Here is a 26,760-nt window from a genome sequence, read left to right as displayed (position 1 = left end):
CTCCGGTCCTCCTCAGACCGCTCATAGGCGAGTCCAGATACTCGGAAGACGTGACCATCTCCCAGCCCTCAGCCGCTCCCCGTCTCACCCGTGCCGACGGCTCGCCGTTGCGCATCCTCGTCGTCGACGACGAGTCCAGCCTGACCGACCTGCTCTCCATGGCCCTGCGGTACGAGGGGTGGGACGTCACGAGCGCGAACGGCGGTCAGGACGCCCTGGCCAAGGCCCGCGAGTTCCGGCCGGACGCGATGGTGCTCGACGTGATGATGCCGGACCTCGACGGCCTCCAGGTCCTCAACCGACTCCGGCAGAACAACGACGACACCCCCGTCCTCTTCCTCACCGCGAAGGACAGCGTCGAGGACCGGGTGAGCGGGCTCACGGCGGGCGGCGACGACTACGTCACGAAGCCGTTCAGCCTGGAGGAGGTCGTGGCGCGGCTCCGCGGACTGATCCGACGGTCGCAGATCAGCATCGCCGAGGCCGGTGACTCCACGATCACCGTCGGCGACCTCGTGCTCGACGAGGAGTCGTACGAGGTGCACCGTGCCGGTCGGTCGATCGAACTCACCGCCACCGAGTTCGAGCTCCTCCGCTTCCTCATGCGGAACCCGCGACGCGTGCTCTCGAAGGCACAGATCCTCGACCGCGTCTGGAGCTACGACTTCGGCGGCAAGTCGAGCGTGGTCGAGATCTACATCTCGTACCTGCGCAAGAAGATCGACGCGGGCGAGACGCCGATGATCCACACGGTCCGCGGCGTCGGTTACGTCATCAAGCCGACGTCCTGACCGACGGGTGACCACGCCCGGACCGCCCCGACGAAGGCACCTCCACCCATGACGCTCCGTCGACGCCTCGTGCTCAGCATCGTCGCCCTCGTCGTCGCCGTGAGCGCGGTGATCGGCGCGGGCAGCATCATCGCGCTCGCGACCATCCAGACGACGAGCATCGACTCGCAGATCGAACACGCGACGGACCGGGCGCAGAGCCACCTGAACCAGGGCGGCGGCGGATTCGGAGGCGCGCCTCCCGACGATCTCGCCCGACCGGCCGGTCAAGCGGCCGGGACGCTCACGGCCGTGTACCTCAACGGGAACCGTGTCTTCAGCACGATCATCCAGGAGAGCGGCTCCATCAAGCAGCTCACCGCTGGCCAGGCGCAGACGCTCGCGCAGGCGACCGTGGGGAACGGGGCGCAGACCGTGCACCTCGGGGGCAGCGTCGGTGACTACCGGGTCGCCGCGGTCGCGACCACGAACGGCGTGCTCGTCGTCGGCCTGCCGATGGCCCCGGTCTACGCGAGCATCTGGAACCTCATCTGGGTGGTCGTCGTCGTGATGGTCGTCGCGCTCGTCGCCGCGAGCCTCGTCGCCACGTACGCCGTCCGCCGTTCCCTGCGCCCGCTCGAACGCGTCGCCGAGACCGCGACGACGGTCGCGCGCCTGCCGCTCGTCCGGGGCGACCAGCTCGCCGACGTGCGGGTGCCGCAGCAGGACACCGACCCGCGGACCGAGGTCGGGCGCGTCGGCACCGCCTTCAACCGCATGCTCGGCCACATCGGCGACGCCATGCGTGCCCGTGAGGCCAGCGAGGACAAGGTCCGGCAGTTCGTCGCCGACGCGTCGCACGAGCTCCGGACCCCGTTGGCGTCCATCCGCGGGTACGCCGAACTGACGCGGCGCATGTCCGTCGACCTGCCCGACGACGTCGTGTACGCCATGAGTCGCGTGGAGGCCGAGTCCGTCCGGATGACCGGGATGGTCGAGGACCTGCTGCTGCTCGCCCGACTCGACGAGGGGCGCGAGATCCAGTTCGACGACGTCGACCTGACCGGGCTCGTCCTCGACGCCGTGAACGACGCGCACGCCGCCAGTCCCGGCCATCTCATCGACGTGGACGTGCCGGACGAGCCCGTCGTGGTGCTCGGCGACGCCGCACGGTTGCACCAGGTGGTCGTCAACCTCGTCACGAACGCCCGCACGCACACCCCGGACGGCACCCGGATCACGGTCGGGATCGCGACCGGGCCGGAGGGGGTGGACTTGACCGTCCGCGACACCGGACAGGGAATCGACCCCGCGTTCCTGCCGAAGATGTTCGAGCGGTTCGCGCGTGCCGACAGCTCGCGGAGCCGGACCGCCGGATCGACCGGCCTCGGGCTCGCGATCGTCGACGCGGTCGTCCAGGCCCACGGCGGCGTCGTGTCCGTCCGGAGTGTCCCGGGCGACACGGTGTTCACGGTCCGTCTGCCGGCGGTGCCGTCGAGCCCGGACGACCTGCGCCGATCGGGAGTCGCCGCGTCGGGCGCGTGAGCGGTCGTCCGCCGGTTGTGGCCCTGCGGCGGGACTGGTACGCTTCCGGAAGCCAAAGACCGCCGGTTGCCGCCGTGCCTGCACAGTTCCCACTGTTGCTGGTGTGGTGGCCGAAGGTCCTCGTCCGACGAGGCAGCCCGCGCAGGTGTTCCGAACCGCTCACACGCCTCGCGTGGGTCCAGCTCCGAGCCTCTGCGCCGGAGCTTTTTTCGTGTTCGGGACCGGGGGCTGCCGGCACAGACCCTAAGGAGAGCCATGGCGAACAAGGAAGCTGCGGTCGCCGAGCTGTCGGATCACTTCCGCAACTCGAACGCCGTCCTGCTGACCGAGTACCGCGGTCTCACGGTTGCCCAGCTCAAGCAGCTGCGGACTGACATCCGCGAGCACGCCACGTACGCCGTGGTGAAGAACACGCTCACGAAGATCGCTGCCAACGAGGCGGGCATCTCGTCGTTCGACGACGAGCTGGCCGGTCCGTCCGCGATCGCCTTCGTGCACGGTGACACCGTCGCCGTCGCGAAGTCGCTGCGTGCATTCGCCAAGGCGAACCCTCAGCTCGTGGTCAAGGGGGGGTACTTCGACGGTAACCCCCTGACCGCTTCTGAGGTGGACAAGCTCGCCGACCTCGAGTCGCGGGAGGTGCTGCTCGGCAAGCTGGCCGGCGCCTTCAAGGCATCGCTGTTCGGCGCCGCGTACCTGTTCAACGCGCCCCTCTCGCAGGCCGTCCGCACCGTCGAGGCACTGCGCGAGAAGCAGGAGTCCGCAGCCTGATCGGGCCTGCGGTAGACAACCACACCACGTAGCAAGGAGAGAACAATGGCCAAGCTGTCCCAGGACGAGCTCATCGACGCCTTCAAGGAGCTCACGCTCATCGAGCTCTCGGACTTCGTCAAGAAGTTCGAGGAGGTCTTCGAGGTCACCGCCGCCGCTCCCGTCGCCGTCGCCGCCGCTGGTGGCGCGGGCGCCGCCCCGGCCGAGGAGGTCGAGGAGAAGACGGAGTTCGACGTCGTGCTCGAGTCCGCCGGCGACAAGAAGATCCAGGTCATCAAGGAGGTGCGCGCCCTCACGAGCCTCGGCCTCGGCGAGGCGAAGGCGCTCGTCGACGGTGCCCCCGCGAACGTCCTCGAGGGCGTCAACAAGGAGACCGCCGACAAGGCCGCCGACCAGCTCAAGGGCGCCGGCGCGACCGTCACGGTCAAGTAAGACCCGTCGGTACCGCTCGCACGGAGGCCGTCGTCCCCTCGGGGACGGCGGCCTCCGTCGTTCCCGGGCGACGAACCGCCCGTCGTCGCCGGGCGCCACATGCGCGCGCTCACCGACGGTGCGACGGCGCCCGTCCGCGTCGGCGCGCGCGACTACCCTGGACCCTCATGACGAGGATCGCGCCGTGAGTCGGATGGACGCCGTCGCCGGCGGCGGTGGCATGCGGGGCGGCGGCGGGGGCGGACCCATGCGCGGCAACCGGATCTCGAGCGGCGACCCGGACGCCCAGCGGGCCATGAACGCGGCAGCGCCGAAGATCCCCGACCTGCTCGGTCGCATCGCGGGGCTGTTCCGGCCGCATCGCACGGCGATCATCGGGACCGTCGTGCTCGTGCTCCTCGGGGCGGCGCTCAGCGTGATCCCGCCGCTGCTCACCCAGAGGGCGTTCGACCTCGGGCTCTTCCCCCGGTCCGGACATCCCGACCTGCCCGTGCTCGGATGGCTCGTCGCGAGCATGGTCGCGCTGTGGATCGCGTCGGCGGGGCTCGGCGTCTGGCAGACCTACCTGACCGCGACCGTCGGCAACCGGGTGATGGGTGCCATGCGCACGCAGCTGTTCGGTCACCTGCAGCGCATGGAACTCGCGTTCTTCACGCGCACGAAGACCGGTGTCATCCAGTCGCGCCTCCAGAACGACGTCGGTGGGGTCGCGAGCGTCCTCAACAACACCATCTCGTCCGTCCTCGGCAACACCGTGACCGTGATCGCCGCCGTCGTCGCGATGGTGCTGCTCAGTTGGCAGATGACGATCGTCGCGGTCGTGCTCCTGCCGCTGCTGGTGATCGCGCAGCGTCGCGTCGGCCGGGTCCGCGCCCGCATCGCCGCCGAGACGCAGGAGTCCCTGTCGGACATGACGGCGATCACCCAGGAGGCCCTGAGCGTGTCGGGCATCCTGCTCGCCAAGAGCTTCAACCGCCAGGGCGCCGAGATCGACCGGTACGAGGCCGAGAACCGCAACCAGATCCGCCTGCAGGTGCGTCAGCAGATGTCCGGACAGTGGTTCTTCGCGATCGTGCAGATCTTCCTGTCCGTGATCCCGGCGATCATCTACCTCGTCGCGGCCTGGCTCATCGTCGGTGGTGTGCCCGTCACCGCCGGGACGATCGTCGCGTTCACCACCGTGCAGTCGCGGCTCTTGTTCCCGACGGTCGGGTTGCTCCGCGTCGTGCTCGATCTGCAGACGTCCGGGGCGCTGTTCGCGCGCATCTTCGAGTACCTCGACCTGCGGCCGGCCATCACCGACCCGGCGGATCCCGTCCCCGTGGACGAGTCGCGGATCGGCGCGCTCGCGTTCGAGGACGTCACGTTCGTCTACCCGGACGGCGACCCGGACGAGCCGACGCTCCGTGGGTTGTCGTTCGACCTCGAGCCCGGACGTTTCGCCGCGTTCGTCGGACCGTCGGGCGCCGGCAAGACCACGATCTCGTACCTCGTGCCCCGGTTGTACGACGCGACGACGGGCACGGTCCGGTTCGCTGGCACCGACGTCCGCGCGATCGCGCAGGACGACCTGGTGCGGCACGTCGGCGTCGTGAGCCAGGAGACCTACCTGTTCCACGCGACGATCGCCGACAACCTCCGCTACGCCAAGCCGGACGCGACCGACGACGAGCTCCGCGCGGCCGCCCGTGCCGCCAACATCGACGCGACGATCCAGTCGTTCCCCGACGGCTACGCGACCGTCGTGGGGGAGCGCGGCTACCGACTCTCCGGCGGCGAGAAGCAGCGCATCGCGATCGCGCGCGTCCTGCTCAAGGACCCGCCGGTGCTCGTGCTCGACGAGGCGACGAGCGCGCTCGACTCCATCTCGGAGCGGGTGGTGCAGGACGCCCTGGACGCGGCCGCCCGCGGTCGGACGACGATCGCGATCGCGCACCGGTTGTCCACCGTGCGGGACGCCGACGTCATCTTCGTCGTCGACCACGGCCGGATCGTCGAGCGCGGCGACCACGAAGAGCTCCTGGCACTCGGCGGTGTCTACGCGGCGCTGCACCGTCAGCAGAACGAGCCGGTGGTCGCCGCTGCCCAGGGCGTCGAGGCCTGAGCGCAGGGCCTCGGGAGGCGCGGCGCCGCGGGAGACCCGTGCGCCGTCCGCTGCCGGGGGGCGTTCGCCGACCTGCCAGGTCATGCGGCAGGGGCACGACGTACACTCGATGACCGTGCGCTACGCCAACTCCGTCATCGACCTGGTCGGGAACACCCCGCTCGTCCGCCTCAACTCGGTGACGGCGGGGATCGCCGCGACCGTCCTCGTCAAGGTCGAGTACTTCAACCCGGGTGGCTCGGCCAAGGACCGCATCGCCACCCGGATCATGGACGACGCCGAGGCGAAGGGGCAGCTCGGACCGGGCGGCACGATCGTCGAGCCCACGAGCGGCAACACCGGCGTCGGTCTGGCGCTCGTCGCCCAGCAGCGTGGGTACCGGTGCGTCTTCGTCCTCCCCGACAAGGTGGGCGAGGACAAGCGCAACGTCCTCACCGCCTACGGTGCCGAGATCGTCATCACCCCGACCGCCGTGCCGCCGGAGCACCCCGAGTCCTACTACTCGGTCTCCGACCGCCTGGTGCAGGAGATCCCCGGCGCGTTCAAACCGAACCAGTACGCCAACCCGAACGGGCCGCGCAGCCACTACGAGACGACCGGCCCCGAGATCTGGCGGGACACCGACGGGACGATCACGCACTTCGTCGCGGGCGTCGGAACCGGCGGCACGATCAGCGGGACGGGACGGTACCTCAAGGAGGTCTCGGAGGGCGGCGTGCGCATCGTCGGTGCGGACCCCGAGGGCAGCGTCTACTCCGGCGGCACCGGACGCCCGTACCTCGTCGAGGGTGTCGGTGAGGACTTCTGGCCGCCCGCCTACGACGGCAGCGTCGTCGACGAGGTCATCGCGGTCTCGGACGCGGAGTCGTTCGCGATGACCCGCCGCCTCGCCCGCGAGGAGGGCCTGCTCGTCGGTGGCTCCAGCGGCATGGCCGTCGTGGCCGCCCTCCGTGCCGCGCGCGACCTCGGACCGGACGACGTCGTCGTCGTGCTCCTGCCGGACGGGGGCCGTGGCTACCTCGGCAAGATCTTCAACGAGCGCTGGATGCGCTCGTACGGGTTCGTCGAGACCGAGGACGAGCGCACGGTCGGCGCACTCCTGCAGGCCAAGACCGGCGCCCTGCCGGACCTCGTACACGCCCACCCGTCGGACACCGTGCGCGACGTCATCGACATCATGAAGACGTACGGGGTCTCGCAGATGCCGGTGCTCTCGGCCGAGCCGCCCGTCGTCATCGGCGAGGTCGTCGGCGCGATCGAGGAGCAGGAGCTGCTCGAGGCCGTGTTCACGGGCGCGGCCCGCATGACCGACTCGCTGTCGGCCTCGGTCGGCGACCCGCTGCCGATCATCGGCATCGGTGAGTCCGTCACGGCTGCCCGCCGTGCGCTCGAGGACACGAACGCCCTGCTCGTCGTCGAGGACGGCAAGCCCGTCTCGGTCGTCACCCGCCACGACCTGCTCGCGTTCCTGTCCGCGTAGCCGTTCCCGGCCCCGCTGGGCAGCCCCGCCGTGGAGCCGTCCGACCACCCACCCCGCCGTCATCACCAGGAGTCACCCCATGGCCGAGTTCTCCACCCGCGCGATCCACTCCGGGCAGGAGCCCGACGAGCGCACCGGTGCGGTGGTCCCGCCCGTGTTCCTCACCTCGACGTTCGTGCAGGACGGCATCGGGCGGATGCGCAACGGGTACGAGTACTCACGGTCCGGCAACCCCACACGTGACTCCCTGCAGGAGCAACTCGCCGACCTCGACGGCGGTGTCCGCGCGTTGTCGTTCTCGTCCGGCCTCGCCGCCGAGGACGCCCTGCTCCGCGCCGTCCTCGCGCCGGGCGCCCACGTCGTGATGGGCAACGACGTCTACGGCGGCACCCATCGCCTCGTGAACCGCCTGCACGTGCCGTGGGGGGTCGAGCTCACCACCGTCGAGATGAGCGACCTCGACGCGGTGCGCGCCGTCCTCCAGGCAGGGGAGCCCGGCCGCACGGTGGTGCTCTGGGTCGAGACGCCGACGAACCCCCTGATGAAGATCGTCGACATCGCCGCGCTCGCCGCGATCGGGCACGAGGTCGGCGCACTCGTCGTCGTCGACAACACGTTCGCGTCCCCGTACCTCCAGCAGCCGCTCGCGCTCGGTGCCGACGTCGTCGCGTACTCCACCACCAAGTACCTCGGTGGCCACTCGGACGTCGTGGGCGGTGCGATCGTGCTGCGCGACGAGGAGCTCGCCGAGCGCGTCGGCTTCGTGCAGTTCGCCGCAGGAGCGATCTCCGGGCCCATGGACGCCTGGCTGACGACCCGGGGCATCAAGACCCTGGCGGTCCGGATGGAACGGCACTCGGCGAACGCGCAGGCCGTCGCCGAGGCGCTCGTCGGGCACCCGGCGGTCGAGCGGGTGTTCTACCCGGGCCTCGAGTCCCACCCGGGTCACGCGATCGCGGCGAAGCAGATGCGCGGGTTCGGCGGGATGCTGTCGGTCGCGCTGACGGGTGGTCCGGAGGCCGCACGCCGGTTCGCCGAGTCCACCGAGGTGTTCCAGCTCGCGGAGTCGCTCGGTGGTGTCGAGTCGCTCATCGGATACCCGAGCGAGATGACCCACGCCTCGGTCAAGGGCACCGAGCTCGCGGTGCCCGAGCACGTGGTCCGCCTGTCGGTCGGCATCGAGGACGTCGCCGACCTCGTGGCCGACGTCGAGCAGGCCCTGACCCGGTGACCCTCCCGCCCGGGCGCGCGGCGAGGCCGGGGCGCGCGGGCATCCTGGGACGCGGATACGTCCTGCCGACCGTCGGCATGGTCGCGATCGTCGCCGTCAGCGCGTTCCAGAACCTGGCGATGGCCACGATCATGCCGGTGATCAGCCGCGACCTCGACGGCGAGGCGCTGTACTCGCTGGCCTTCGCCGCGCCGCTCGCCGCAGGGGTGCCGGGCATGGTGGTGGCCGGCACCTGGGCGGACCGGTCGGGGGCACGCGTGGTCACGATCGTCTCCGCGCTGCTCTTCGCGCTCGGCACGGCGATCGTGGCCCTGGCGGGGTCGATGCCGGTGTTCCTCGGCGGACGCCTCGTCGAGGGCTTCGGCGCGGGGGCCCTCACGGTCGTGCTGTACGTCATCGTGTCGCGGATCTACCCCGAGTACCTGCACGGACGGATCTTCGCGGGCTTCGCCGGCGCGTGGGTCGTGCCGGGCCTCGTCGGTCCGGCGGCCGCCGGTGTCGTGACGGACACGTGGGGCTGGCACTGGGTGTTCGTCGGCGCGCTCGTCATCGCCGTCGGTTCGTTCGTCCTCCTGCTGCCGAGCCTCCGGCGTCTCCCGGTCCCCGACGTCGCGGACCGCCCAGCGTGGCCGGGCCCGCGCATCGCCTGGTCCGCCGTCGCGGCCGTCGCGGTGCTCGGGCTCAACACCGCCCCGGACCTCGCCGGCGCACTCGGGCCCCTCGTGCTCGCCGTCGGACTCGTGGTCGCGGTGGTCGGGCTGCGCCCCCTGCTGCCGGTGGGGACGTTCCGGGTCGCACCGGGCCTCCCGGCCGTCGTCGTGATGCGCGCCGTCGCCGGCGCCGCCTACATGGGCAGCGAGGTGTACCTGCCGTACCTGCTCCAGGCGCACCACGGGTTCAGCCCGTCGGCGGCCGGTGTCACCCTGACCCTGGCGGCGATCAGCTGGGCCGCCGCGAGCTGGGCCCACGGCCGGATCCCGGAACGGGTGCTCACGGCGCGCCGCACCTTCAGCATCGGACTGACGCTCGTGGCGCTCGGGCTGCTCGCCGCGTTCGTCGTCGCCGTCACCGGTGTCCTGCCGGTCGTGATGATCGCCGGGTGGTTCGTGGCGGGTGCCGGCATGGGGATCGTCTACCCGCGGACCTCGATGCTCACACTCCGGCTCAGTGACCGCGCGGACCAGGGATCCGCGAGTTCCGCCCTGGCGATCGGGGACGCCGCCGGCGCGGTCATGGGGCTCGCGATCACGGGCGTCGCCTTCACGGCGTTCGGGGGTCGGGCGGCCACCGTGTCGTTCGCGGTGGTGTTCGGCGCGATGACGCTCGTGGCGCTCGCCGGCCTGGCCCTCGTCCGCCGCGTCGGGCCCGTGCCCGCCCCACGCGGGTGACGGAGCGGGCGACGCGGCGGTGCCGGCCGTCCCGCCGTGTGTAGCGTGGGGCGCCGGACGACCAGGGAGGACGTGATGCGGCGGGGCAGGACGGTGGCCGTGGTGACGCGGTGCGTCATCCTCGCCGCGGTGGTCGCGGTCGGGCCCGCCGCCTGCGCGGCGGAGGACGGCACGACCCCGACGCCGGTGCGGAGCACGGACCTCACGGGGGCCGACGGCGGGTTCGACGAGCACGCGCGCATCGCCGTCGTGATGCCGGCGGGCGCATCCCCCAGCGGCACGCGCGGAGCCAGGGCCGACGCGACCCCCGGCGCGACGGAGCCCGGCGCGATCGCCACACCCACGCCCGGACTCGACGGGGCCTTCCGATCCGCGCTCACTGCATCCGGCTACGTGCCGGACGTGCGCATCGCCTCCCGTCCGGACGCGCAGTCCGCGGCGATCGTCGCCGCGGCGATGGCCGGGGCGAAGGTGGTCGTGGTCGAAGCGGTCGACCCGACGGCGTTGGCCGCGGCGGTCCAGCGCGCGCAGGACGCGGGCGCGGTGGTGGTCGCGATCGGGGAACCCCTGCGGAAGGGGGGCGCGTCACGGCCGGTCGTCTCGGACTTCCGGCTCCCGGTGGGGAGCAGCGATGCCGACCTCGTCCGCCGAGTGGTCCGGCTCACCGACCGGCTCCAGGAGGGACGCCGCCCGTCCGGGGAGTGAGCGTCGTCGGACCATCGTCCGGCGACGGGCATCCGTGGCACGCCCCGGCTGGTGGCTGGTGGCTGGTGGCTGGTGGCTGGTGGCTGGTGGCAGCCGGCAGGGGCCCGGATCGCTCTGGGCGTCCTCCCAGCCGTGCTGCCCACCGATCGGATCGTCGCCTGCCTCCGCGCCGTGCGGTGCTGTGCGTCCGCTCAGGATCCGGACCGCGCCCGGGGCACGGCGACCGTCCCGCGATGTGCTGACTGTCCTGCCGGGGACCCCCCAGATTAGGGTCAGCACACGAATCTCCTGGAGCTCCCTGGGTCTCCTGGACAACGGTCAGAGAGGACAGTAGTGCCAACTCCCAAACTCACCCCTCATCGACGAGTCCTCGTCGGTGTCATCGCCGCGGCGTGCGTCGCCGGCACCTCGCTCCTCGCCGCGACCCCCGCCAACGCGGCCACCCGTGCGCCGCTGGGCAACTCCGTCCCGTCGTGGGCGACCCACGCGAACGACAGCGGGACCGTCGCCGCCGACACGAGCGTGGAGGGCGAGGTCTACCTGCCGCTCCGCGACCTGGCCGGGGCGACCGCCCTCGCCACGGCGGTGTCGACGCCCGGCAACCCGCAGTACCGCACGCCGCTGTCGCCAGCCGCGTGGATCGCGAAGTACGCGCCCACCAAGGCCGACGTCGACCAGGTGACGAGCTACCTGCGCGCGCAGGGCCTGACGATCTCGGGCGTCCCCGCGAGCCACCAGTACGTGGTCTTCCGCGGTCCCGCTGCCACGGTCCAGAGCGTCATGGGCACGACGCTCCACGAGTACCGCCACGACGGTCGCTCGCTCGTCGCGCCGTCCTCCACGCCGTCCCTGCCGACCGCGATCGCGGCGAAGGTCTCCGGTGTCAGCGTCGACCAGGGCCGGTTCACCACGCGTCCCGAGATCGTCGGCCAGGGGCAGACGCCCGCCGCCACCACACCGTCGCACGTGTTCGCTCAGTCGACCACGGCGCCGGCCGCGGTGAACGCGCAGTGCTCGGCCTACACGGGGCAGCACACCGCGACCGTCCCGGCCGCGTACGGCACGACGACCGTCGACACCTTCAACTGCGGCTACATCCCGTCGCAGCTGCGGTCCGCCTACGGTGTCTCGGCGCTCGAGGCACGGGGCGTCCAGGGCCAGGGGCAGACCGTCGCGATCATCGACGCGTACGCGTCGCCGACGATCATCCACGACACGAACACCTACTCGGCCAGCCACGGTGAGCCCCAGCTGACGAGCAGCACGTTCTCGCAGAAGATCCCGTCGGTGTCGCAGTTCACCGACCAGGAGGCCTGCGCGGAGCCGAGCGGCTGGCAGGGCGAGGAGACGCTCGACGTCGAGTCCGTGCACGCGGTCGCGCCCGCGGCGTCGATCCTGTACGTCGGTGGCACGAACTGCGGCGGGGGCCTGGACATCGCGATGTCCCGGATCCTCGACGGCGGCCTGGCCGACATCGTCAGCAACAGCTACGGCAACACCGGCGAGGACGTCCCGCTGTCGACCCTGCAGGGCGAGGAGAACATCCAGCTGCAGGCCGCCGGCGAGGGCATCGGCCTGTACTTCTCGAGCGGTGACAACGGCGACGAGACGGCGGCCCTCGGGCAGCCCGAGCCGGACTTCCCGGCCTCGTCCCCGTGGGTCACGGCGGTCGGCGGGACGAGCCTCGGCATCGACGCGTCGGGTCGCAAGGCCTACGAGACCGGCTGGGGGGACACGCTCGACAAGATCGTGTCGACGAACGGCACGGACTCCTACGCGGCACCGCTGCCCGGCAACCTGTTCGGTGGCGGCGCGGGTGGCGGTGCGAGCACGTACTTCGCCCAGCCGAGCTACCAGAAGGGCATCGTCCCCGCCGGTCTCGCGAACGGCAAGCGCGTCTCGCCGGACCTCGGGGCGCTGGCCGACCCGTACACCGGGTTCTCGATCGGCATCCGTCCGATCAAGGACGACAGCACGCTCGCCGCGGCGGCCTACGAGACCGAGACCTACGGTGGGACCTCGCTCGCGTCGCCGATCACGGCGGCCCTGATGGCGCTCGTCCAGCAGACGACCCACTCGCGGATCGGGTTCGCGAACCCGACGCTCTACGCGGTCGACCGCGTGGCCCCGTCGCTGTTCAACGACGTGACCCCGCCAGCCTCGCCGATCGCGCTGGCGTACACGAGTGCCACGAGCGGGAACAGCTACCTGGTCACGCTCAACACGGACACGTCGCTCACGACCGCGCGCGGCTACGACGACGTCACCGGCCTCGGCTCGGTGTCGTTCGACCTGCTCACCGCGCTCGCGAAGGCGAAGGTCTAGTCGACCGGTCCGACGCACCTCCGCGGGTGCACGAGACGCCGGTTCCCCACGAGGGGCCCGGCGTCTCGCCGTTCCGGCCGGGAGGCCCGGAGCGCCCCGTCAGGCGACCCGCGGGCCTGGCGGGGTCAGCGCCACCAGGCGGGGAGGGACGCGGTGATCGTGTCGACGAGCGCCTTGCGTGACCGCCGCGGACCGGCGACCCAGACGGTGATCGCGCCGACGAACCCCTGTGCGACGAACCCCGCGGCGACGTCGTGGAGGACCTCGGGCCGGTCCTCGGGCGCCATGCCGGCGATGTGCGCGACGCACGACACCCGGAAGTGCTCGGCGAGCAGCCGATGCAGCGAGGCGTCGTTCGGATCGGGGAGTGCCCACCGGTAGATCTCGCGGTGCGCGACGATGTGCTCGACGACGGCGCTGATGCCCCTGCGGGTGATCGTGCTCGGGTCGGCGCCCGGGACCTCGCGGAGCGCGGCGTCCTCGTCGCGGATGCTGTCGAGCTCGGGCGTCAGGACGTCGGCGAGGAGCGAGCCGGGGGAGACCGCGTGGGAGTAGAAGGTCGCGCGGTTGATGCCCGCGGCGCGCGTGACGTCCGCGACGGTGATGGCCGACACCGGCCGGTCGGCCGCGAGCCCGAGGATGGCCCCACGCAGCGCCGCCGTGGTGTGCAGGATCCGCGCGTCGACCATGGTCATCACCCCTCTGTGGACGCCCCGACGCTACCAGGAGGGCGGATCGCGGGGCCGGTTCGCGCACGGGCCGCGCCGATGCACGCAGAAGCGCGGCCCGCCGTGCGCGGGCCGATGCGGACCCGTAGCATTGGTCCCGGACCCGAATCGATTCGACCGGCGACCACCCCTCACCCCGGAAGGCCCTCCTCCCCGTGACCGCCCCTGCCACCGGCACCCTGACCGTCGTCCACCCCGGCGACGCTCTGCGTCGCTCCCAGCGCCTCGTCTACGTGGTCGTCCTCGGCGCGCTCACGGCGCTCGGGCCGTTCACGATCGACCTCTACCTGCCCGCGTTCCCGTCGCTCGAGCGTGCCTTCGACATCAGCGCCGGAGCGGTGCAGCTCACGCTCACCGCCACGACGGTCGGCTTCGCCGTCGGCCAGCTCCTCGTCGGGCCGTGGAGCGACCGCGTCGGGCGGCGGCTCCCGCTCATCCTCGCCACGTCCCTCCACATCGTGGCCTCGGTGGCCGCGTCCCTCGCGCCGAACCTCGAGACGTTGGCCGTGCTCCGGTTCCTCCAGGGGATGGGCGCCGCGGCGGGCGTCGTCGTGGCCATGGCCATGGTGCGCGACCTCTTCGGGGGCATCCCGCTCGTGCGCATGCTGTCGCGGTTGGCGATGGTGAACGGGCTCGCCCCGATCCTGGCCCCGCTCATCGGCTCGCAGATGCTGCGCGTCGTCGACTGGCGTGGGGTGTTCGTGTTCCTGGCCTGCTACGGGGCGGTGGTGATCATCGCGATGATCAGCCTCATCGTCGAGACGCTCCCGCGCGAGCGCCGCCACGACGTCGGACACTCGTCGGTACGAGACCGGTACCGCGCACTGTTCTCGGACCGGGTGTTCGTCGGCGTCGCGTTCATCGGAGCGATGGTGTTCAGCGGCCTGTTCTCGTACCTGTCCGCGTCGCCGTTCCTGTTCCAGCAGGTGTACGGCCTCAGCACCCAGCAGTACGGCGTCCTGTTCGCGGTCAACTCGTTGGGCGTCGTGATCGGCGTGCAGGTGTCGTCGCGCCTCGCACGGCGCGTCGGCCCGCAGTGGATCCTCGCCTGCTCCACCGCCGTCCTGCTCGTCAGCGCGGTCGCCATCGCCGTGTTCGACTCCGTCGGGGTGGGGCGCGCGGGCGTGTTCGTGCCCCTGTGGTTCTTCATCTGTGCGTGTGGGTTCTCGTTCCCGCAGATCCAGGTGCTCGGGCTCGCAGCCCACGGCAAGGAGGCCGCGACGGCGGCGTCACTGCTCGGCGCGATGAACTTCGGCGTGGCCGGCATCATCTCGCCGGTCGTCGGCCTGCTCGGCATCGGCTCCGCCGTGCCCATGGCCGAGGTCATGGCCGCCACCGCCGTCGTGGCCGTGTTCGTGCTCTGGTTCGTGGTCCGGCCGCGCACGGTGCCGGCGCTGTCGCACTGACCCCGGATCCGCACCGCCGAGGGTGCGGCCCGACGTCAGTGAGCGATGCGTCCCGCGGTCTCCGCGACGAGCGCCAGGACCACGAGCGACCCGACCCCGACCGCGATCGCGAGGATCGCCATCGGCCGCTCGTACCAAGCGCGACTCTGCGGGTACAGGCGGTGGAACTCGCGCAGCGGCATGGGCTTGGTGAGCTCCGTGACGCGTGCGTCCAGTGCCTCGGCGAGGTGCCCGAGCGCCGTGTCGTCCCACAGCACGCCCCGCATCCGGAAGAGCGGATGCCCGGACTCGGTCAGCGCGACGAGCTGGCGGGTCGTGCGGTCCACGGACGGACCGAACGTCGTCGCGAGCACGACCCGGTGCACGTGCGCACGGTCGAGCACGACGCGTGGTCCGAGCAGCCGGCGCATCTCGACGTGGTGCGAGCCGACGCCGGCGTACACCGTGCGGAACCGGACCACGAGCAGCGAGGTCAGCACCGCCGCGACGACCGCGACGGTCCCCACCGGCGCGACGAACCCGAGCGGGAACGACACCCACACGAGCGCGACCGCGAGTGGCACCGCGGAGAACAGGATGCTCAATGCGGTGCTCCGCAGGAACGCCCCGCTCGGCCGCACCACGAGGTGCGCCCTCCCCGGCGTCGCCCTGACGCGTGCCGTCGTCTCCCCCACGGATGCTCCTCGCCCCTCACGGTCCGGCGGCCACCGGGAGCCGTCCCGGTGGTCCGACGCGACGCCCCTGCCGCTGCCGGATCTCGGCCGTCACCGGTGACGGAGCGGCCTGCGAGCGTCAGCCTAGGGCCTGACCCCCGCGCCGTCCCAGCGTTGTGGGGGTGATCTGCGGATCCCCGCGACGTGGGGTTCGACCGGGTCCGGCAGGTGGGGGACCGGAGCTCGGATGTGGGCAGTGACCTGGCCTCCCGGTCGCGCCACGCGAGGGGCGACGGACGGGAATCGACGGTCGATCGTGGCGGAGGATGGGGGATTCGAACCCCCGAGGGCTTGCACCCAACACGCTTTCCAAGCGTGCGCCATAGGCCACTAGGCGAATCCTCCGGGCGTCGCCCTGTGGCGACGACACCCCATGGTACAGGTCCGGAGGCGGGCCGACGACCGCGGCACCGCGCCCTGGGGCGGCACCCGGCCCCCGGTCCTATCCTGGGGAGGTGTCGACCCGCATCTACATCACGTCAGCAGAAGGGCACACCGGCAAGAGCACCGTGGCCCTCGGGGTGCTCGAGACCCTCGCGCGGACCGTTGGCCGGGTCGGCGTCTTCCGGCCCGTGGCGCGGTCGACCGCCGAGCGGGATTACGTCCTCGAGCTGCTGCTCCAGCACACATCGGCGGGCATCGACTACGACGACGCCGTGGGGGTGACCTACGAGGACGTCCACGCGGACCCCGACGGGGCGCTCGCCACGATCGTGAACCGGTTCGCGCTCGTCGAGCGGCAGTGCGACGCGGTCGTCGTCGTCGGTTCCGACTACACCGACGTCGGCAGCCCGACCGAGCTGTCGTACAACGCGCGCATCGCGGCGAACCTCGGCGCACCGGTCCTCCTCGTGCTCGGCGGGCGGAGCAGCTCCGAGCGCGGCGCCCGGACCGGCGACGACGTCCGACAGATCGCGGAGTTGACCACGAGCGAACTCCGCGCCGCCCACGCGTCGTTGCTCGGGGTCGTCGCGAACCGCACCGCGCCGGAGCGCATCGACGAGGTCGTCGCCGGCATCCGCAGTGCGATCGCGACAGAGCACCCGGGCACGCCGGTCTGGGCGATCCCCGAGGACGCCGTGCTCGTCGCCCCGACGGTGCGTGCCGTGCTCGCCGCGACGGACGCCACCCTGGTCAGCGGTGACGAGGCCCTGCTCGACCGCGAGGCCCTCGGCACGGTGGTCGCCGCCATGAGCATGGAGAACGTCCTGCCCCGGCTCATCGAGGGCGGGATCGTCGTCGTCCCGGGCGACCGCACCGACGTCCTCATCGCGACGCTGCTCGCGAACGACTCGGAGACGTTCCCCTCGCTCGCCGGGGTCGTCCTCAACGGCGGGTTCGAGACGTCGCCGCAGATCCAGCGCCTCCTCGAGGGTCTGTCGAGCACGCTGCCCATCGCCCGCAACGGGCTCGGCACCTACGACACGGCGCTGCGGATCACGCAGACCCGGGGGCGCCTCGCGGCGGACTCGCCGCGCAAGACCGACCTCGCCCTGTCGCTGTTCGAGCGGCACGTCGACGCGGACGAACTCCTCGCCCGGCTCGAGGTCGGACCGTCGTCCGTCGTGACGCCGCTCATGTTCGAGCACGGTCTGATCGACCGTGCTCGGGAGCTCCGGAAGCGCATCGTCCTGCCCGAGGGGGACGACGACCGGATCCTCCGGGCCGCGTCGACGCTCCTGCAGCGCGACGTCTGCGACCTCACGATCCTCGGGGACCCGACGGCGGTCCGCACCCGCGCGGCCGAGCTCGGGCTCGACCTCGACGCCGCCGACGTGGTCGACCCCTCCGCCGAACCGCTCCGTGAACGGTTCGCCGAGGAGTACGCCCGTGTCCGCGCACACAAGGGCATGACCGTCGAGCTGGCGCGCGACCGGGTGACGGACGTGTCCTACTTCGGCACGCTCATGGTGCACCTCGGCCTCGCCGACGGCATGGTGTCCGGAGCCCGGCACACCACCGCGCACACGATCCGCCCCGCGTTCGAGATCATCAAGACCCGGCCCGACGTGTCGATCGTGTCGAGCGTGTTCCTCATGGCGCTCGCCGACCGCGTCCTCGTGTACGGCGACTGCGCCGTGGTGCCGGACCCGACCAGCGAACAGCTCGCGGACATCGCGACGTCCAGCGCGGCAACGGCCGCGCAGTTCGGCATCGAACCGCGCGTCGCCATGCTCAGCTACTCGACCGGGGACAGCGGATCCGGGGCGGACGTCGACAAGGTGCGGGCCGCCACCGCGTTCGTCCGCGAACGGCACCCCGAGATGCTCGTCGAGGGCCCGATCCAGTACGACGCCGCCGCCGACCCCACCGTCGCCCGCGCCAAGATGCCGGACTCGCCGGTCGCCGGCCGCGCGACGGTGTTCATCTTCCCGGACCTCAACACCGGCAACAACACGTACAAGGCCGTGCAGCGGTCCGCCGGCGCGGTCGCGATCGGGCCCGTCCTGCAGGGGCTGCGCAAGCCGATCAACGACCTGTCGCGCGGCGCACTCGTCGGGGACATCGTCAACACCGTCGCGATCACCGCCATCCAGGCCGGGACCAGCGCCGAACCCAGGAAGCAGGCATCGTGACCACAGCACTCGTCGTCAACTCCGGATCGAGCTCCTTCAAGTACCAGCTCATCGAGCTCGAGGGGGAGCGCATGCTCGCGTCCGGGCTGGTCGAGCGCATCGGGGAGTCCTCCGGCGCCACCAAGCACACGAACGCCGTGACCGGCAAGTCCACCTCGAACGACGACGCCCACGTGCCGGACCACGCCGCCGGGTTCCGCGCGATGCTCGACGCCTTCGCCGCCGTCGGACCCTCGTTCGACGACGAGCCGCCCGCCGTCGTCGGCCACCGGGTCGTCCACGGCGGCACCGACTTCGACCGCGCCACCGTCATCACGCCCGAGGTCGAAGCGCGGATCGACGCCCTGTCCGCCCTCGCACCGCTGCACAACCCGGCCAACCTCGAGGGGATCCGGGCCGCACAGCACGTGTTCGCAGACGTGCCGCAGGTCGCCGTCTTCGACACCGCGTTCCACCAGACCATGCCGCCGGAGGCCTACACGTACGCGATCCCGGCGGACCTCGCCCAGCGCTACGCGATCCGGCGGTACGGCGCGCACGGGACGAGCCACAAGTACGTGTCCGAGCAGACCGCGGTGTTCCTCGGCCGCCCGCTCGAGCAGCTCAAGACGATCGTCCTGCACCTCGGCAACGGGGCGTCCGCGGCCGCGATCGACGGAGGGCGCAGCATCGAGACGTCGATGGGCCTGACGCCGCTCGAGGGGCTCGTCATGGGGACCCGATCGGGCGACCTCGACCCCGCGATCCTCATCCACCTGCACCGCGAGGCCGGCATGTCCTTCGAGGACCTCGACACCATGCTCAACAAGCAGTCGGGCCTGCTCGGACTCACCGGGAACGGGGACATGCGGGACGTCCAGAGCGACGCGTCCGAGGGCGACGACCGGGCGGAGGCGGCGCTCGCCGTGTACCGGCACCGGATCCGCCGGTACGTCGGCGCGTACACCGCCCAGCTCGGCGGCCTCGACGCCGTCGTGTTCACGGCGGGCGTGGGCGAGAACAACGCGCTCCTGCGGCGCCGGGTCCTGGCCGGGCTCGAGCACCTGGGGATCGAGGTCGACCACGACCGCAACGACCTGCACTCCAGCCGTGCGCGGCGGATCTCGACCGACCGCTCCCGGGTCGCGGTGCTCGTGATCCCGACGAACGAGGAGCTGGAGATCGCACGGCAGTCCGCCGCTGTGGCACTGCACTGATCTGCCGGACTCACGGCTCGCCCAGCGTCCGCGTCGGCGTCGTGGTGCCGCTGGCGCGTCCCCATGATCTCCAGCGCGCGCCGCTGCTGCCGCCCGGGCTGATGCGGGCCGTGACCCGCGGCCGCCTCAGATGCGGGCCGTGGCGCGCCGCCGCCTCAGAGCGCCGCGAGCGCCTCGTGGATCGGCACGTCGCCCGACGTGAGCTCGAACTGGCGACCGATCGCGGCACCCGCGAGCAGGGCCTCCAGGACGACCGCCGCGACGTCGGCCCGCGAGACGGAACCACGGGGCACCGCGGTGCCGGCGCGGACGGTGCCCTGGCCCGGGGTGTCGAGGAGACCTCCGGGACGCACGATCGTCCACTGGAACCCGCGTGCGCGGATGTTCGCGTCCGCCTCCGCCTTCGCCCGCAGGTAGACCTGGAACACCGCGCGGTCGTCCGCGGCCGGCAGGACCGCCGTGGCCGGGTCGTACGAGTCGGCGCCCATGGCCGAGATGAGCACGTACCGCGGCACCGAGACCCGCGATGCGGCGTCGGCGAGCAGGATCGCGGCGTCGCGGTCGACCGCGAACTTGCGTTCGGCACCGCTGTTCGGTCCGGCGCCCGCCGCGAACACGACGGCGTCGGCCTGCTCGAGGTCCACCGCCAGGTCGTCCTCGTCCATCTGCTCGAGATCCCGGACGATCGCGGTCGCGCCGGTGGCCTTGACGTCGGCGACATGCGCCGGGTTGCGGACGATCCCGACCGCGTCGTGTCCCGCCTGCGTGATGAGTCGTTCGAGCAGCAGGGCGATCTTGCCGTGTCCTCCGGCGATGACGATCTTCATGCCTCCACTGAACCGCCCGCGGCTGAGTGCGCGTCGATGAACGGGCGAGGCGTCCGCTAGACTGTCGGCGGCTCCTCACGTGACGCCATCCAGGCCAACTCCCCCAGGGCGGAAACGCAGCAAGGGCAACCGGGCTCTGGCGGGTACGTGGGGAGTCTTCTCGTTCCGCCGCCGCCCGCTGGAACCGGTCGATCACGGTTGCTCGGAGACCGCTGCAGGGGACCGGTGGCGCTGTCCGGCGTCCGGCGCGGACCGCCACGGCCGGCACCGACCCCCGTTCCCCGGGTCCGGTCCGCGATGCGCGTCCGCCGGATCAGCTGCGGCCGCTGGGCAGCGGCGCGGACGCGGCCCTGACACGCATGAGGGAGCGGCGGACGAGGATGACCCGAACATCGTCGTCCGCCGCTCCGAGGGGCCGGGGCGGCGATGACCCGAACACCGACGCGCCCCGGCTTCCGGGGGCCGAGGCTCCCGGAGCCCGCGATCAGGCGCTCGTCGTGGTGCCGTTCCGAGCCCGGCCAGCCGTCCGCGCCACGGTGGTCCGGACGATCGTCCGGCGCAGCGTGCACGACAGCGTCAACCGCTCGTTCATGAGCTCGACTCCTGATCCTGATCCGCCACCGATGGTCCTGCGATGGTCGGTCGCGCCGTGGCCGTAGGTGGACGATACCGCTCCACGGACTGATCGGTACGCCCTTTCTGGGTCGACGTCCAGGTTCGCCAGCGAGCGCCGGGACCACGAGCTGACATCGCCGGGGTCTGTGGAGAACGACCCCCGGTGTCGGCGGCGCCGATTACCCTGGTCGCGTGGTCACCGCCTTGTATCGCCGTTACCGGCCCGAGAACTTCGCCGAACTCATCGGCCAGTCGCAGGTGACCGATCCGCTGCGGACAGCACTCCGGGCAGACCGCGTCAACCACGCCTACCTCTTCAGCGGACCGAGGGGTTGTGGCAAGACCACGTCGGCACGGATCCTCGCGCGGTGTCTCAACTGCGCTCAGGGCCCGACGGACACGCCATGCGGAGTGTGCCCGAGCTGTGTGGAGCTGGCGCGGGACGGCGGTGGGTCGCTCGACGTCATCGAGATCGACGCAGCCAGCCACAACGGCGTGGACGACGCACGCGACCTCCGCGACCGCGCCGTGTTCGCCCCGGCACGCGACCGCTACAAGATCTTCATCCTCGACGAGGCCCACATGGTCACGCCGCAGGGGTTCAACGCACTCCTCAAGTTGGTGGAGGAACCACCGGAGCACGTCAAGTTCATCTTCGCGACGACCGAGCCCGAGAAGGTCATCGGGACCATCCGCTCGCGGACCCACCACTACCCGTTCCGGCTCGTGCCGCCGGCGTCCATGCTCGAGTACGTCGAGCAGCTGTGCGCGCAGGAGTCCGTGTCGGTGGCGCCCGGTGTCCTGCCGCTCGTGGTCCGGGCCGGCGGGGGATCGGTACGGGACACCCTGTCGCTCCTCGACCAGCTGATGGCCGGGAGCGAGGACCGCACGATCGCCTACGACCGCGCGGTCGCACTCCTCGGGTACACCGATGCCGCCCTGCTCGACGACGTCGTGGACGCGCTCGCCGTGGCGGATCCGGCCTCGGCGTTCTCGGCCGTCGACCGCGTCGTGCAGACAGGTCAGGATCCGCGTCGCTTCGTCGAGGACCTGCTCGAACGGCTCCGCGACCTCATCGTCGTCGCCGCCACCAACGAGGGCGCTGCGGCCGTGTTGCGCGGAGTCTCGCCCGAGGAACTCGAGACGATGACGCGGCAGGCGGCCGTCTTCGGCGCGGTCGGGCTCTCGCGCGCGGCCGACATCGCGAACCGTGCGCTCACCGAGATGACCGGCGCGACGTCGCCCCGCCTGCACCTCGAACTCATGGTGGCGCGGATGCTCGTGCCGGAGAGCGACGACAGCCAGCGGGGCGCCCTGGCTCGCGTCGAGCGCCTCGAGCGTCGCGTCGGCGTCGGTGACGCCGGGGGCCAGACCGGTTCTGCGCCCGTCGCTGTCGTCACGTCAAGCGCACCGGCTGCCGCACCCGCGCGGACGCCGGCCGCGCCGACCCCCGCTTCGACCCGAGCCACCGCTGCTGCCGCCCCGGCCAGCGCGTCCGGGACCGAACGGGCCGACGATGACGAGCAGCGCGCGGTCCCCGGCGCGGTCGAGGTCGTCCCCACGACCGGCAGCGCGCCCTCGGGTGCGGGCTCGCCCTCGTCGACCGGTGTCGGCGCGGCGCTCGCGGCCTCGCCAGCGGTCCGGGCCGTCGGCGAGCTGGGCGTGCAACAGGTGCGGGACAGCTGGCCGCAGGTCGTCGAGCACGTGCAGCGCGCTCGACGGTCCGCCTGGATGGTCGTCGTGACCGCGCAGGTGACCGCCTTCACGGACGACGTCCTCACACTGACGTTCCCGAGTCAGCAGGACGTCGCGTCGTTCAAGCAGATGACCGACCCGAAGGACAGCGTCAGCGAGTACCTCCGGGCCGCCATCCTCGATGTCCTCGGCGTCCGTGTGAAGTTCGTCGCTCGCGGGCCGGCACCCGCGGGGTCGAACCCGGACGCGGGACGGCCCGCATCCGAGCGTCAGGCGGTGCCGGAGCGTCAGGCGACACCCGAGCGTCAGGCGGTGCCGGAGCGTCAGGCGACACCCGAGCGTCAGGCGGTGCCGGAGCGTCAGGCGACACCCGAGCGCCAGCCGACACCCGAGCGCCAGCCGACACCCGAGCGCCAGCCGACACCCGAGCGTCAGGCGACACCCGAGCGCCAGTCGGCGCCCGAGTCCGCACCGGCGGCGCCGACGCGCGACGGCGCTCGCGGATCCTCCGAGCAGAGCAGCGCGCAGGTGCCGGCCCCAGCCGGGGGATCGGCGCCAGCAGCCGTGCCTGCTCCGTCCCGAGCATCCGCAGCCGCGCCGGCCCCCGCTCCCACCGGCCCGGTCACCGACTGGGTGGTCGTGACGATCCCGGCGTCCGATCCCACTGCAGATGCCGTCCCGGACGACGTCGAGCCGTCCTGGGCCGCGCCCTTCGGGGTGGCGTCGAGCCCGGACGGCACGGCACCGGCCGCCGTCGCGCCGGCCGGACGGACGGGCGGTGCGCCCGCGGGTGCCCCGACGAGCGCGCCCGCTGCCGGTGCAGTCCGTGGTCCGGCCAGCACCCCGGCTGTCGCAGGCGGACCGAGCGACGTGCCGGTCGACGACTACCCCCTCGACGACGAGCCCTACGACGACGGAGCGCCGTTCCCGGACCCGGGCCCGTCGGGTCGATCCGCCGCGGGGCCCGTACCCACCGGAGGACGAGCACCGTCGGCGTCCGCACCCCGCGGGGGTGGCACCCCAGCTCCCGCCCGGACGGCCCCGTCGGCGCCCGAGCGGCCCGCCCGTGTGCCGGTCCCCGGACGCTACGGCGAGGCGGTCGTCCGTGAGATCCTCGGGGCCCAGTTCATCGAGGAGACCACGCTCGACAGCAGCGGGTCCGGAGGCTTCTGACCATGTACGACGGCATCGTCCAGGACATCATCGACGAGTTCGGCCGTCTGCCGGGGATCGGTCCGAAGTCCGCGCAGCGGATCGCGTTCCACATCCTGCAGACCGAGTCGTTCGACCCGACGCGCCTCGCGGAACTCCTCATGACGGTCAAGGAGAAGGTCCGCTTCTGCGAGGTCTGCGGGAACGTGACCGAGACCGAACGCTGCAGCATCTGCCGCGATCCCCGCCGCTCGCCCGCGGTCATCTGCGTGGTCGAGGAGGCCAAGGACGTCGCCGCGATCGAGCGGACCCGTGAGTTCCGCGGGCTGTACCACGTGCTCGGCGGCGCGATCAGCCCGATCGACGGCGTCGGCCCCGACGACCTCCGCATCCAGAGTCTGCTGACGCGGCTCGCGGACGGCACCGTGGACGAGGTCATCATCGCGACCGATCCGAACCTCGAGGGCGAGGCGACGGCCACCTACCTCAGCCGGCTCCTCGTGCCGATGGGGGTCCGGACGACGCGCCTCGCTTCCGGACTCCCGGTCGGTGGGGATCTCGAGTACGCCGACGAGGTCACGCTCGGACGCGCTTTCGAGGGGCGCCGGCTCGTGGGCGGTTGACCCGGGCCTCCCGGTCGACGGGCGCCGGTCGGCGACCGCCCGGGGTCGCTGCGTGCGGCGTGCGCGCGACGCAACAGTCCGAGGACACTCGGTAGAATCGGCGGACCGCGTCCGTGGGAGTCCAGGAGTTCGTCAGTGGCATTGATCGTGCAGAAGTTCGGTGGCTCGTCCGTCGCGGACGCCGAGAGCATCAAGCGCGTGGCCAAGCGGATCGTCCAGACGAAGAAGGCCGGCAACGACGTCGTCGTGGCCGTCTCCGCGATGGGCGACACGACGGACGAGCTCCTCGACCTCGCGAACCAGGTCACCCCGTTGCCGTCCGGTCGCGAGCTGGACATGCTCCTCACCGCGGGCGAGCGGATCTCGATGGCGCTGCTCGCGATGGCGATCAAGAGCCTCGGGGTCGAGGCCAGCTCGTACACCGGCAGCCAGGCGGGCATGCTGACCGACGCCCAGCATGGCCGTGCCCGGATCGTCGACGTCACCCCGAAGCGCGTCCGTGAGGCCCTCGACGCCGGGCACGTGGCGATCGTCGCGGGGTTCCAGGGCTTCAACCGCACGACGGGCGAGATCACCACCCTCGGCCGCGGTGGCTCCGACACGACCGCCGTCGCCCTGGCCGCTGCCCTCGGTGCCGACGTGTGCGAGATCTACACCGACGTCGACGGCATCTTCAGCGCCGACCCGCGGGTCGTCCCGAAGGCGCGCAAGATCGACCGCATCACGAGCGAGGAGATGCTGGAGCTCGCGGCCGCGGGCGCCAAGGTCCTCTACATCCGCGCCGTCGAGTACGCCCGGCGGCACGGCGTCACCCTGCATGTCCGGTCCTCGTTCAACAACACCGAGGGCACCATCGTCTACAACCCTGCCGAGGGGGAGTCCGTGGAAGAACCGATCATCACCGGCATCGCCGGCGACCTCTCCGAGGGCAAGATCACGGTGGTCGGCGTGCCCGACCAGCCGGGCAAGGCGGCCGAGATCTTCACGACCGTCGCCCGGGCCGGCGCGAACATCGACATGATCGTGCAGAACGTCTCCGCCGCGGCGACCGGCCGCACCGACATCTCGTTCACGCTGCCGAAGTCGCAGGGCTCCGGGGTCCTCACCGCGCTCGAGGCCTCGAAGGCGAGCATCGGCTACGAGACCGTGCAGTACGACGACCAGATCGGCAAGCTCGCCCTGGTCGGTGCCGGCATGCGGACGAACGCCGGGGTGTCGGCGCAGCTGTTCCGTGCGCTCCACGAGGCCTCGATCAACATCGAGATGATCTCGACGAGCGAGATCCGGATCTCGGTCGTCACGCGGGCCGACACCCTGAACGAGGCGATGCGCGTCGTCCACTCGGCGTTCGGTCTCGACGCCGACGTCGAAGCCGTCGTCTACGCCGGCACCGGCCGGTAGACAGGAGACACCATGAGCGAGCTCACCGTCGCCGTCGTCGGCGCCACCGGGCAGGTCGGCACCGTCATGCGCCGTCTGCTGGAGGACCGTGCCTTCCCCGCCACGACGGTCCGGTTCTTCGCCACCGCCCGCTCCGCAGGCACGACGTTGCCGTTCCGGGGCGAGGACATCGTCGTCGAGGACTCGGCGACCGCGGACCCGACGGGCATCGACATCGCCCTGTTCTCCGCCGGGGCATCGGGATCCCGGACCCTGGCACCGCGCTTCGCCGCCGCGGGGGCGCTCGTCATCGACAACTCGAGCGCCTGGCGGATGGACCCGGATGTCCCGCTCGTCGTGAGCGAGGTCAACCCGCATGCGATCGACGAGGCACGCAAGGGCATCATCGCGAACCCGAACTGCACGACCATGGCGATCATGCCGGTCCTCAAGGTGCTCGATGCCGAGGCCGGTCTGCGCCGGCTCGTCGCGACGACGTACCAGGCCGTCTCCGGCAGCGGCCTCGCCGGCGTGGAGGAACTGCTCGGGCAGGCCCGGGCGGCGCTCGAGCAGGACGCCGCGGCCCTCACGCACGACGGCTCCGCCGTGACCTTCCCGGAGCCCACGAAGTACGTCGCGCCGATCGCCTTCGACGTCATCCCCCTCGCGGGCAGCATCGTCGACGACGGCTGGGGCGAGACGGACGAGGAGCAGAAGCTCCGGAACGAGAGCCGCAAGATCCTCGAGCTGCCCGACCTGCTCGTCGCGGGGACCTGCGTCCGGGTCCCGGTGTTCACGGGGCACTCGATCTCGGTGAACGCGGAGTTCGCGCGCCCCCTGACGCCGGAGCGAGCGTCGGAGGTCCTCGCCGCCGCACCGGGCGTGCAGTTGTCCGAGGTCCCGACGCCCCTGCAGGCCGCCGGCGCCGACCCGAGCTTCGTCGGGCGGATCCGGACGGACCGCTCGGCACCCGAGGGGCACGGGCTCGCCCTCTTCGTCAGCAACGACAACCTCCGGAAGGGTGCTGCGCTCAACGCGGTCCAGATCGCGGAGGCGGTGCTCGCCCGCCGCGCGGTCGTCGCCTGACCCAGGCCGTGC

At 71.9% G+C, this 26,760-nt stretch carries 20 protein-coding genes, 1 tRNA gene and 1 other RNA gene; 18 read left to right on the top strand and 4 right to left on the bottom strand.

Annotated elements, in window-relative coordinates:
• Positions 1-50: 50 nt before the first annotated feature.
• From DEI94_RS10815 to DEI94_RS10770, 10 genes are all read left to right on the top strand, one after another.
• Complete coding sequence (locus DEI94_RS10815) at positions 51-791, top strand: response regulator transcription factor (RefSeq protein WP_111009454.1); 741 nt, start codon at positions 51-53, stop codon at positions 789-791.
• 48 nt (positions 792-839) lie between these two features.
• On the top strand, positions 840-2,315 hold the full coding sequence (locus DEI94_RS10810) for a sensor histidine kinase (RefSeq protein ID WP_111009455.1): 1,476 nt from the start codon (positions 840-842) through the stop codon (positions 2,313-2,315).
• Between the two features lie 255 nt (positions 2,316-2,570).
• Positions 2,571-3,086 carry a 50S ribosomal protein L10 gene (gene rplJ / locus DEI94_RS10805; protein WP_111009456.1) on the top strand — a complete coding sequence of 172 codons (516 nt, stop codon included), beginning with the start codon at positions 2,571-2,573 and terminating at the stop codon, positions 3,084-3,086.
• A 45-nt stretch (positions 3,087-3,131) separates the two neighbouring features.
• Positions 3,132-3,518, top strand: a complete 387-nt coding sequence (gene rplL / locus DEI94_RS10800; protein WP_111009457.1) for a 50S ribosomal protein L7/L12 — start codon at positions 3,132-3,134, stop codon at positions 3,516-3,518.
• A gap of 193 nt (positions 3,519-3,711) precedes the next feature.
• Positions 3,712-5,622: an ABC transporter ATP-binding protein gene (locus tag DEI94_RS10795; protein ID WP_181441834.1), complete on the top strand. Its 1,911-nt coding sequence runs from the start codon at positions 3,712-3,714 to the stop codon at positions 5,620-5,622.
• Between the two features lie 115 nt (positions 5,623-5,737).
• Complete coding sequence (locus tag DEI94_RS10790; RefSeq protein ID WP_111027063.1) at positions 5,738-7,102, top strand: cystathionine beta-synthase; 1,365 nt, start codon at positions 5,738-5,740, stop codon at positions 7,100-7,102.
• Between the two features lie 79 nt (positions 7,103-7,181).
• Positions 7,182-8,333 (top strand): cystathionine gamma-synthase, encoded by a 1,152-nt coding sequence (locus DEI94_RS10785; protein WP_111013525.1) that lies wholly within the window; start codon positions 7,182-7,184, stop codon positions 8,331-8,333.
• Positions 8,330-9,721, top strand: a complete 1,392-nt coding sequence (locus DEI94_RS10780) for an MFS transporter (protein ID WP_111027016.1) — start codon at positions 8,330-8,332, stop codon at positions 9,719-9,721. The genes DEI94_RS10785 and DEI94_RS10780 overlap by 4 nt, the downstream gene beginning before the upstream one ends.
• Positions 9,722-9,796: 75 nt before the next feature.
• Positions 9,797-10,426, top strand: a complete 630-nt coding sequence (locus DEI94_RS10775) for a type 1 periplasmic-binding domain-containing protein (RefSeq protein WP_111009460.1) — start codon at positions 9,797-9,799, stop codon at positions 10,424-10,426.
• Positions 10,427-10,759: 333 nt separating this feature from the next.
• The gene (locus tag DEI94_RS10770; RefSeq protein WP_258368511.1) at positions 10,760-12,751 is read left to right on the top strand and encodes a S53 family peptidase; all 1,992 of its coding nucleotides are present in this window, start codon (positions 10,760-10,762) and stop codon (positions 12,749-12,751) included.
• Positions 12,752-12,876: 125 nt separating this feature from the next.
• On the opposite strand, the gene DEI94_RS10765 is transcribed toward DEI94_RS10770, so the two are convergent.
• Positions 12,877-13,446 (bottom strand): TetR/AcrR family transcriptional regulator, encoded by a 570-nt coding sequence (locus DEI94_RS10765; RefSeq protein ID WP_111009461.1) that lies wholly within the window; start codon positions 13,444-13,446, stop codon positions 12,877-12,879.
• Between the two features lie 188 nt (positions 13,447-13,634).
• On the opposite strand from DEI94_RS10765, the gene DEI94_RS10760 reads away from it, so the two are divergent.
• Complete coding sequence (locus DEI94_RS10760; RefSeq protein ID WP_111027062.1) at positions 13,635-14,885, top strand: multidrug effflux MFS transporter; 1,251 nt, start codon at positions 13,635-13,637, stop codon at positions 14,883-14,885.
• A 35-nt stretch (positions 14,886-14,920) separates the two neighbouring features.
• Here DEI94_RS10760 and DEI94_RS10755 read toward each other — a convergent pair whose 3' ends face one another.
• Positions 14,921-15,559 (bottom strand): hypothetical protein, encoded by a 639-nt coding sequence (locus tag DEI94_RS10755; RefSeq protein WP_111027015.1) that lies wholly within the window; start codon positions 15,557-15,559, stop codon positions 14,921-14,923.
• Between the two features lie 296 nt (positions 15,560-15,855).
• A tRNA-Ser gene (locus DEI94_RS10750) sits at positions 15,856-15,943 on the bottom strand.
• 110 nt (positions 15,944-16,053) lie between these two features.
• On the opposite strand from DEI94_RS10750, the gene pta reads away from it, so the two are divergent.
• Both pta and DEI94_RS10740 read left to right on the top strand, forming a co-directional pair.
• Positions 16,054-18,174 carry a phosphate acetyltransferase gene (gene pta, locus DEI94_RS10745; protein WP_111027014.1) on the top strand — a complete coding sequence of 707 codons (2,121 nt, stop codon included), beginning with the start codon at positions 16,054-16,056 and terminating at the stop codon, positions 18,172-18,174.
• A complete protein-coding gene (locus DEI94_RS10740; RefSeq protein WP_111009465.1) occupies positions 18,171-19,370 on the top strand; it encodes an acetate/propionate family kinase in 1,200 nt (399 codons plus the stop codon). The genes pta and DEI94_RS10740 overlap by 4 nt, the downstream gene beginning before the upstream one ends.
• 155 nt (positions 19,371-19,525) lie before the next feature.
• Here DEI94_RS10740 and DEI94_RS10735 read toward each other — a convergent pair whose 3' ends face one another.
• A complete protein-coding gene (locus tag DEI94_RS10735; protein WP_111027013.1) occupies positions 19,526-20,197 on the bottom strand; it encodes an SDR family oxidoreductase in 672 nt (223 codons plus the stop codon).
• A 66-nt stretch (positions 20,198-20,263) separates the two neighbouring features.
• Between DEI94_RS10735 and ffs the strand changes: the two genes are divergently transcribed.
• From ffs to DEI94_RS10710, 5 genes are all read left to right on the top strand, one after another.
• Positions 20,264-20,360, top strand: an RNA gene (gene ffs, locus DEI94_RS10730) — signal recognition particle sRNA small type.
• Between the two features lie 644 nt (positions 20,361-21,004).
• A complete protein-coding gene (locus DEI94_RS10725) occupies positions 21,005-23,680 on the top strand; it encodes a DNA polymerase III subunit gamma and tau (protein WP_111027012.1) in 2,676 nt (891 codons plus the stop codon).
• A gap of 2 nt (positions 23,681-23,682) precedes the next feature.
• Entirely contained in the window at positions 23,683-24,282 is a 600-nt protein-coding gene (recR, locus tag DEI94_RS10720; RefSeq protein WP_111009468.1) for a recombination mediator RecR, read from the top strand.
• A 135-nt stretch (positions 24,283-24,417) separates the two neighbouring features.
• Positions 24,418-25,683 (top strand): aspartate kinase, encoded by a 1,266-nt coding sequence (locus DEI94_RS10715; RefSeq protein ID WP_111013516.1) that lies wholly within the window; start codon positions 24,418-24,420, stop codon positions 25,681-25,683.
• Between the two features lie 12 nt (positions 25,684-25,695).
• Complete coding sequence (locus DEI94_RS10710; RefSeq protein WP_111009470.1) at positions 25,696-26,748, top strand: aspartate-semialdehyde dehydrogenase; 1,053 nt, start codon at positions 25,696-25,698, stop codon at positions 26,746-26,748.
• Positions 26,749-26,760: the final 12 nt, after the last annotated feature.

The organism is Curtobacterium sp. MCBD17_040, assembly GCF_003234805.2.
Taxonomy (GTDB): Bacteria; Actinomycetota; Actinomycetes; order Actinomycetales; family Microbacteriaceae; genus Curtobacterium.
This window is presented reverse-complemented; position numbering and strand designations above follow the sequence as displayed.

Excerpts from the sequence above, each read along its gene's own strand:
- DEI94_RS10810 (WP_111009455.1), top strand. The coding sequence starts at position 840 with ATGACGCTCCGTCGACGCCTCGTGCTCAGCATCGTCGCCCTCGTCGTC.
- rplJ (WP_111009456.1), top strand. The coding sequence starts at position 2,571 with ATGGCGAACAAGGAAGCTGCGGTCGCCGAGCTGTCGGATCACTTCCGC.
- rplL (WP_111009457.1), top strand. The coding sequence starts at position 3,132 with ATGGCCAAGCTGTCCCAGGACGAGCTCATCGACGCCTTCAAGGAGCTC.
- DEI94_RS10795 (WP_181441834.1), top strand. The coding sequence starts at position 3,712 with ATGGACGCCGTCGCCGGCGGCGGTGGCATGCGGGGCGGCGGCGGGGGC.
- DEI94_RS10785 (WP_111013525.1), top strand. The coding sequence starts at position 7,182 with ATGGCCGAGTTCTCCACCCGCGCGATCCACTCCGGGCAGGAGCCCGAC.
- DEI94_RS10775 (WP_111009460.1), top strand. The coding sequence starts at position 9,797 with ATGCGGCGGGGCAGGACGGTGGCCGTGGTGACGCGGTGCGTCATCCTC.
- DEI94_RS10765 (WP_111009461.1), bottom strand. The coding sequence starts at position 13,446 with ATGACCATGGTCGACGCGCGGATCCTGCACACCACGGCGGCGCTGCGT.
- DEI94_RS10735 (WP_111027013.1), bottom strand. The coding sequence starts at position 20,197 with ATGAAGATCGTCATCGCCGGAGGACACGGCAAGATCGCCCTGCTGCTC.
- recR (WP_111009468.1), top strand. The coding sequence starts at position 23,683 with ATGTACGACGGCATCGTCCAGGACATCATCGACGAGTTCGGCCGTCTG.
- DEI94_RS10710 (WP_111009470.1), top strand. The coding sequence starts at position 25,696 with ATGAGCGAGCTCACCGTCGCCGTCGTCGGCGCCACCGGGCAGGTCGGC.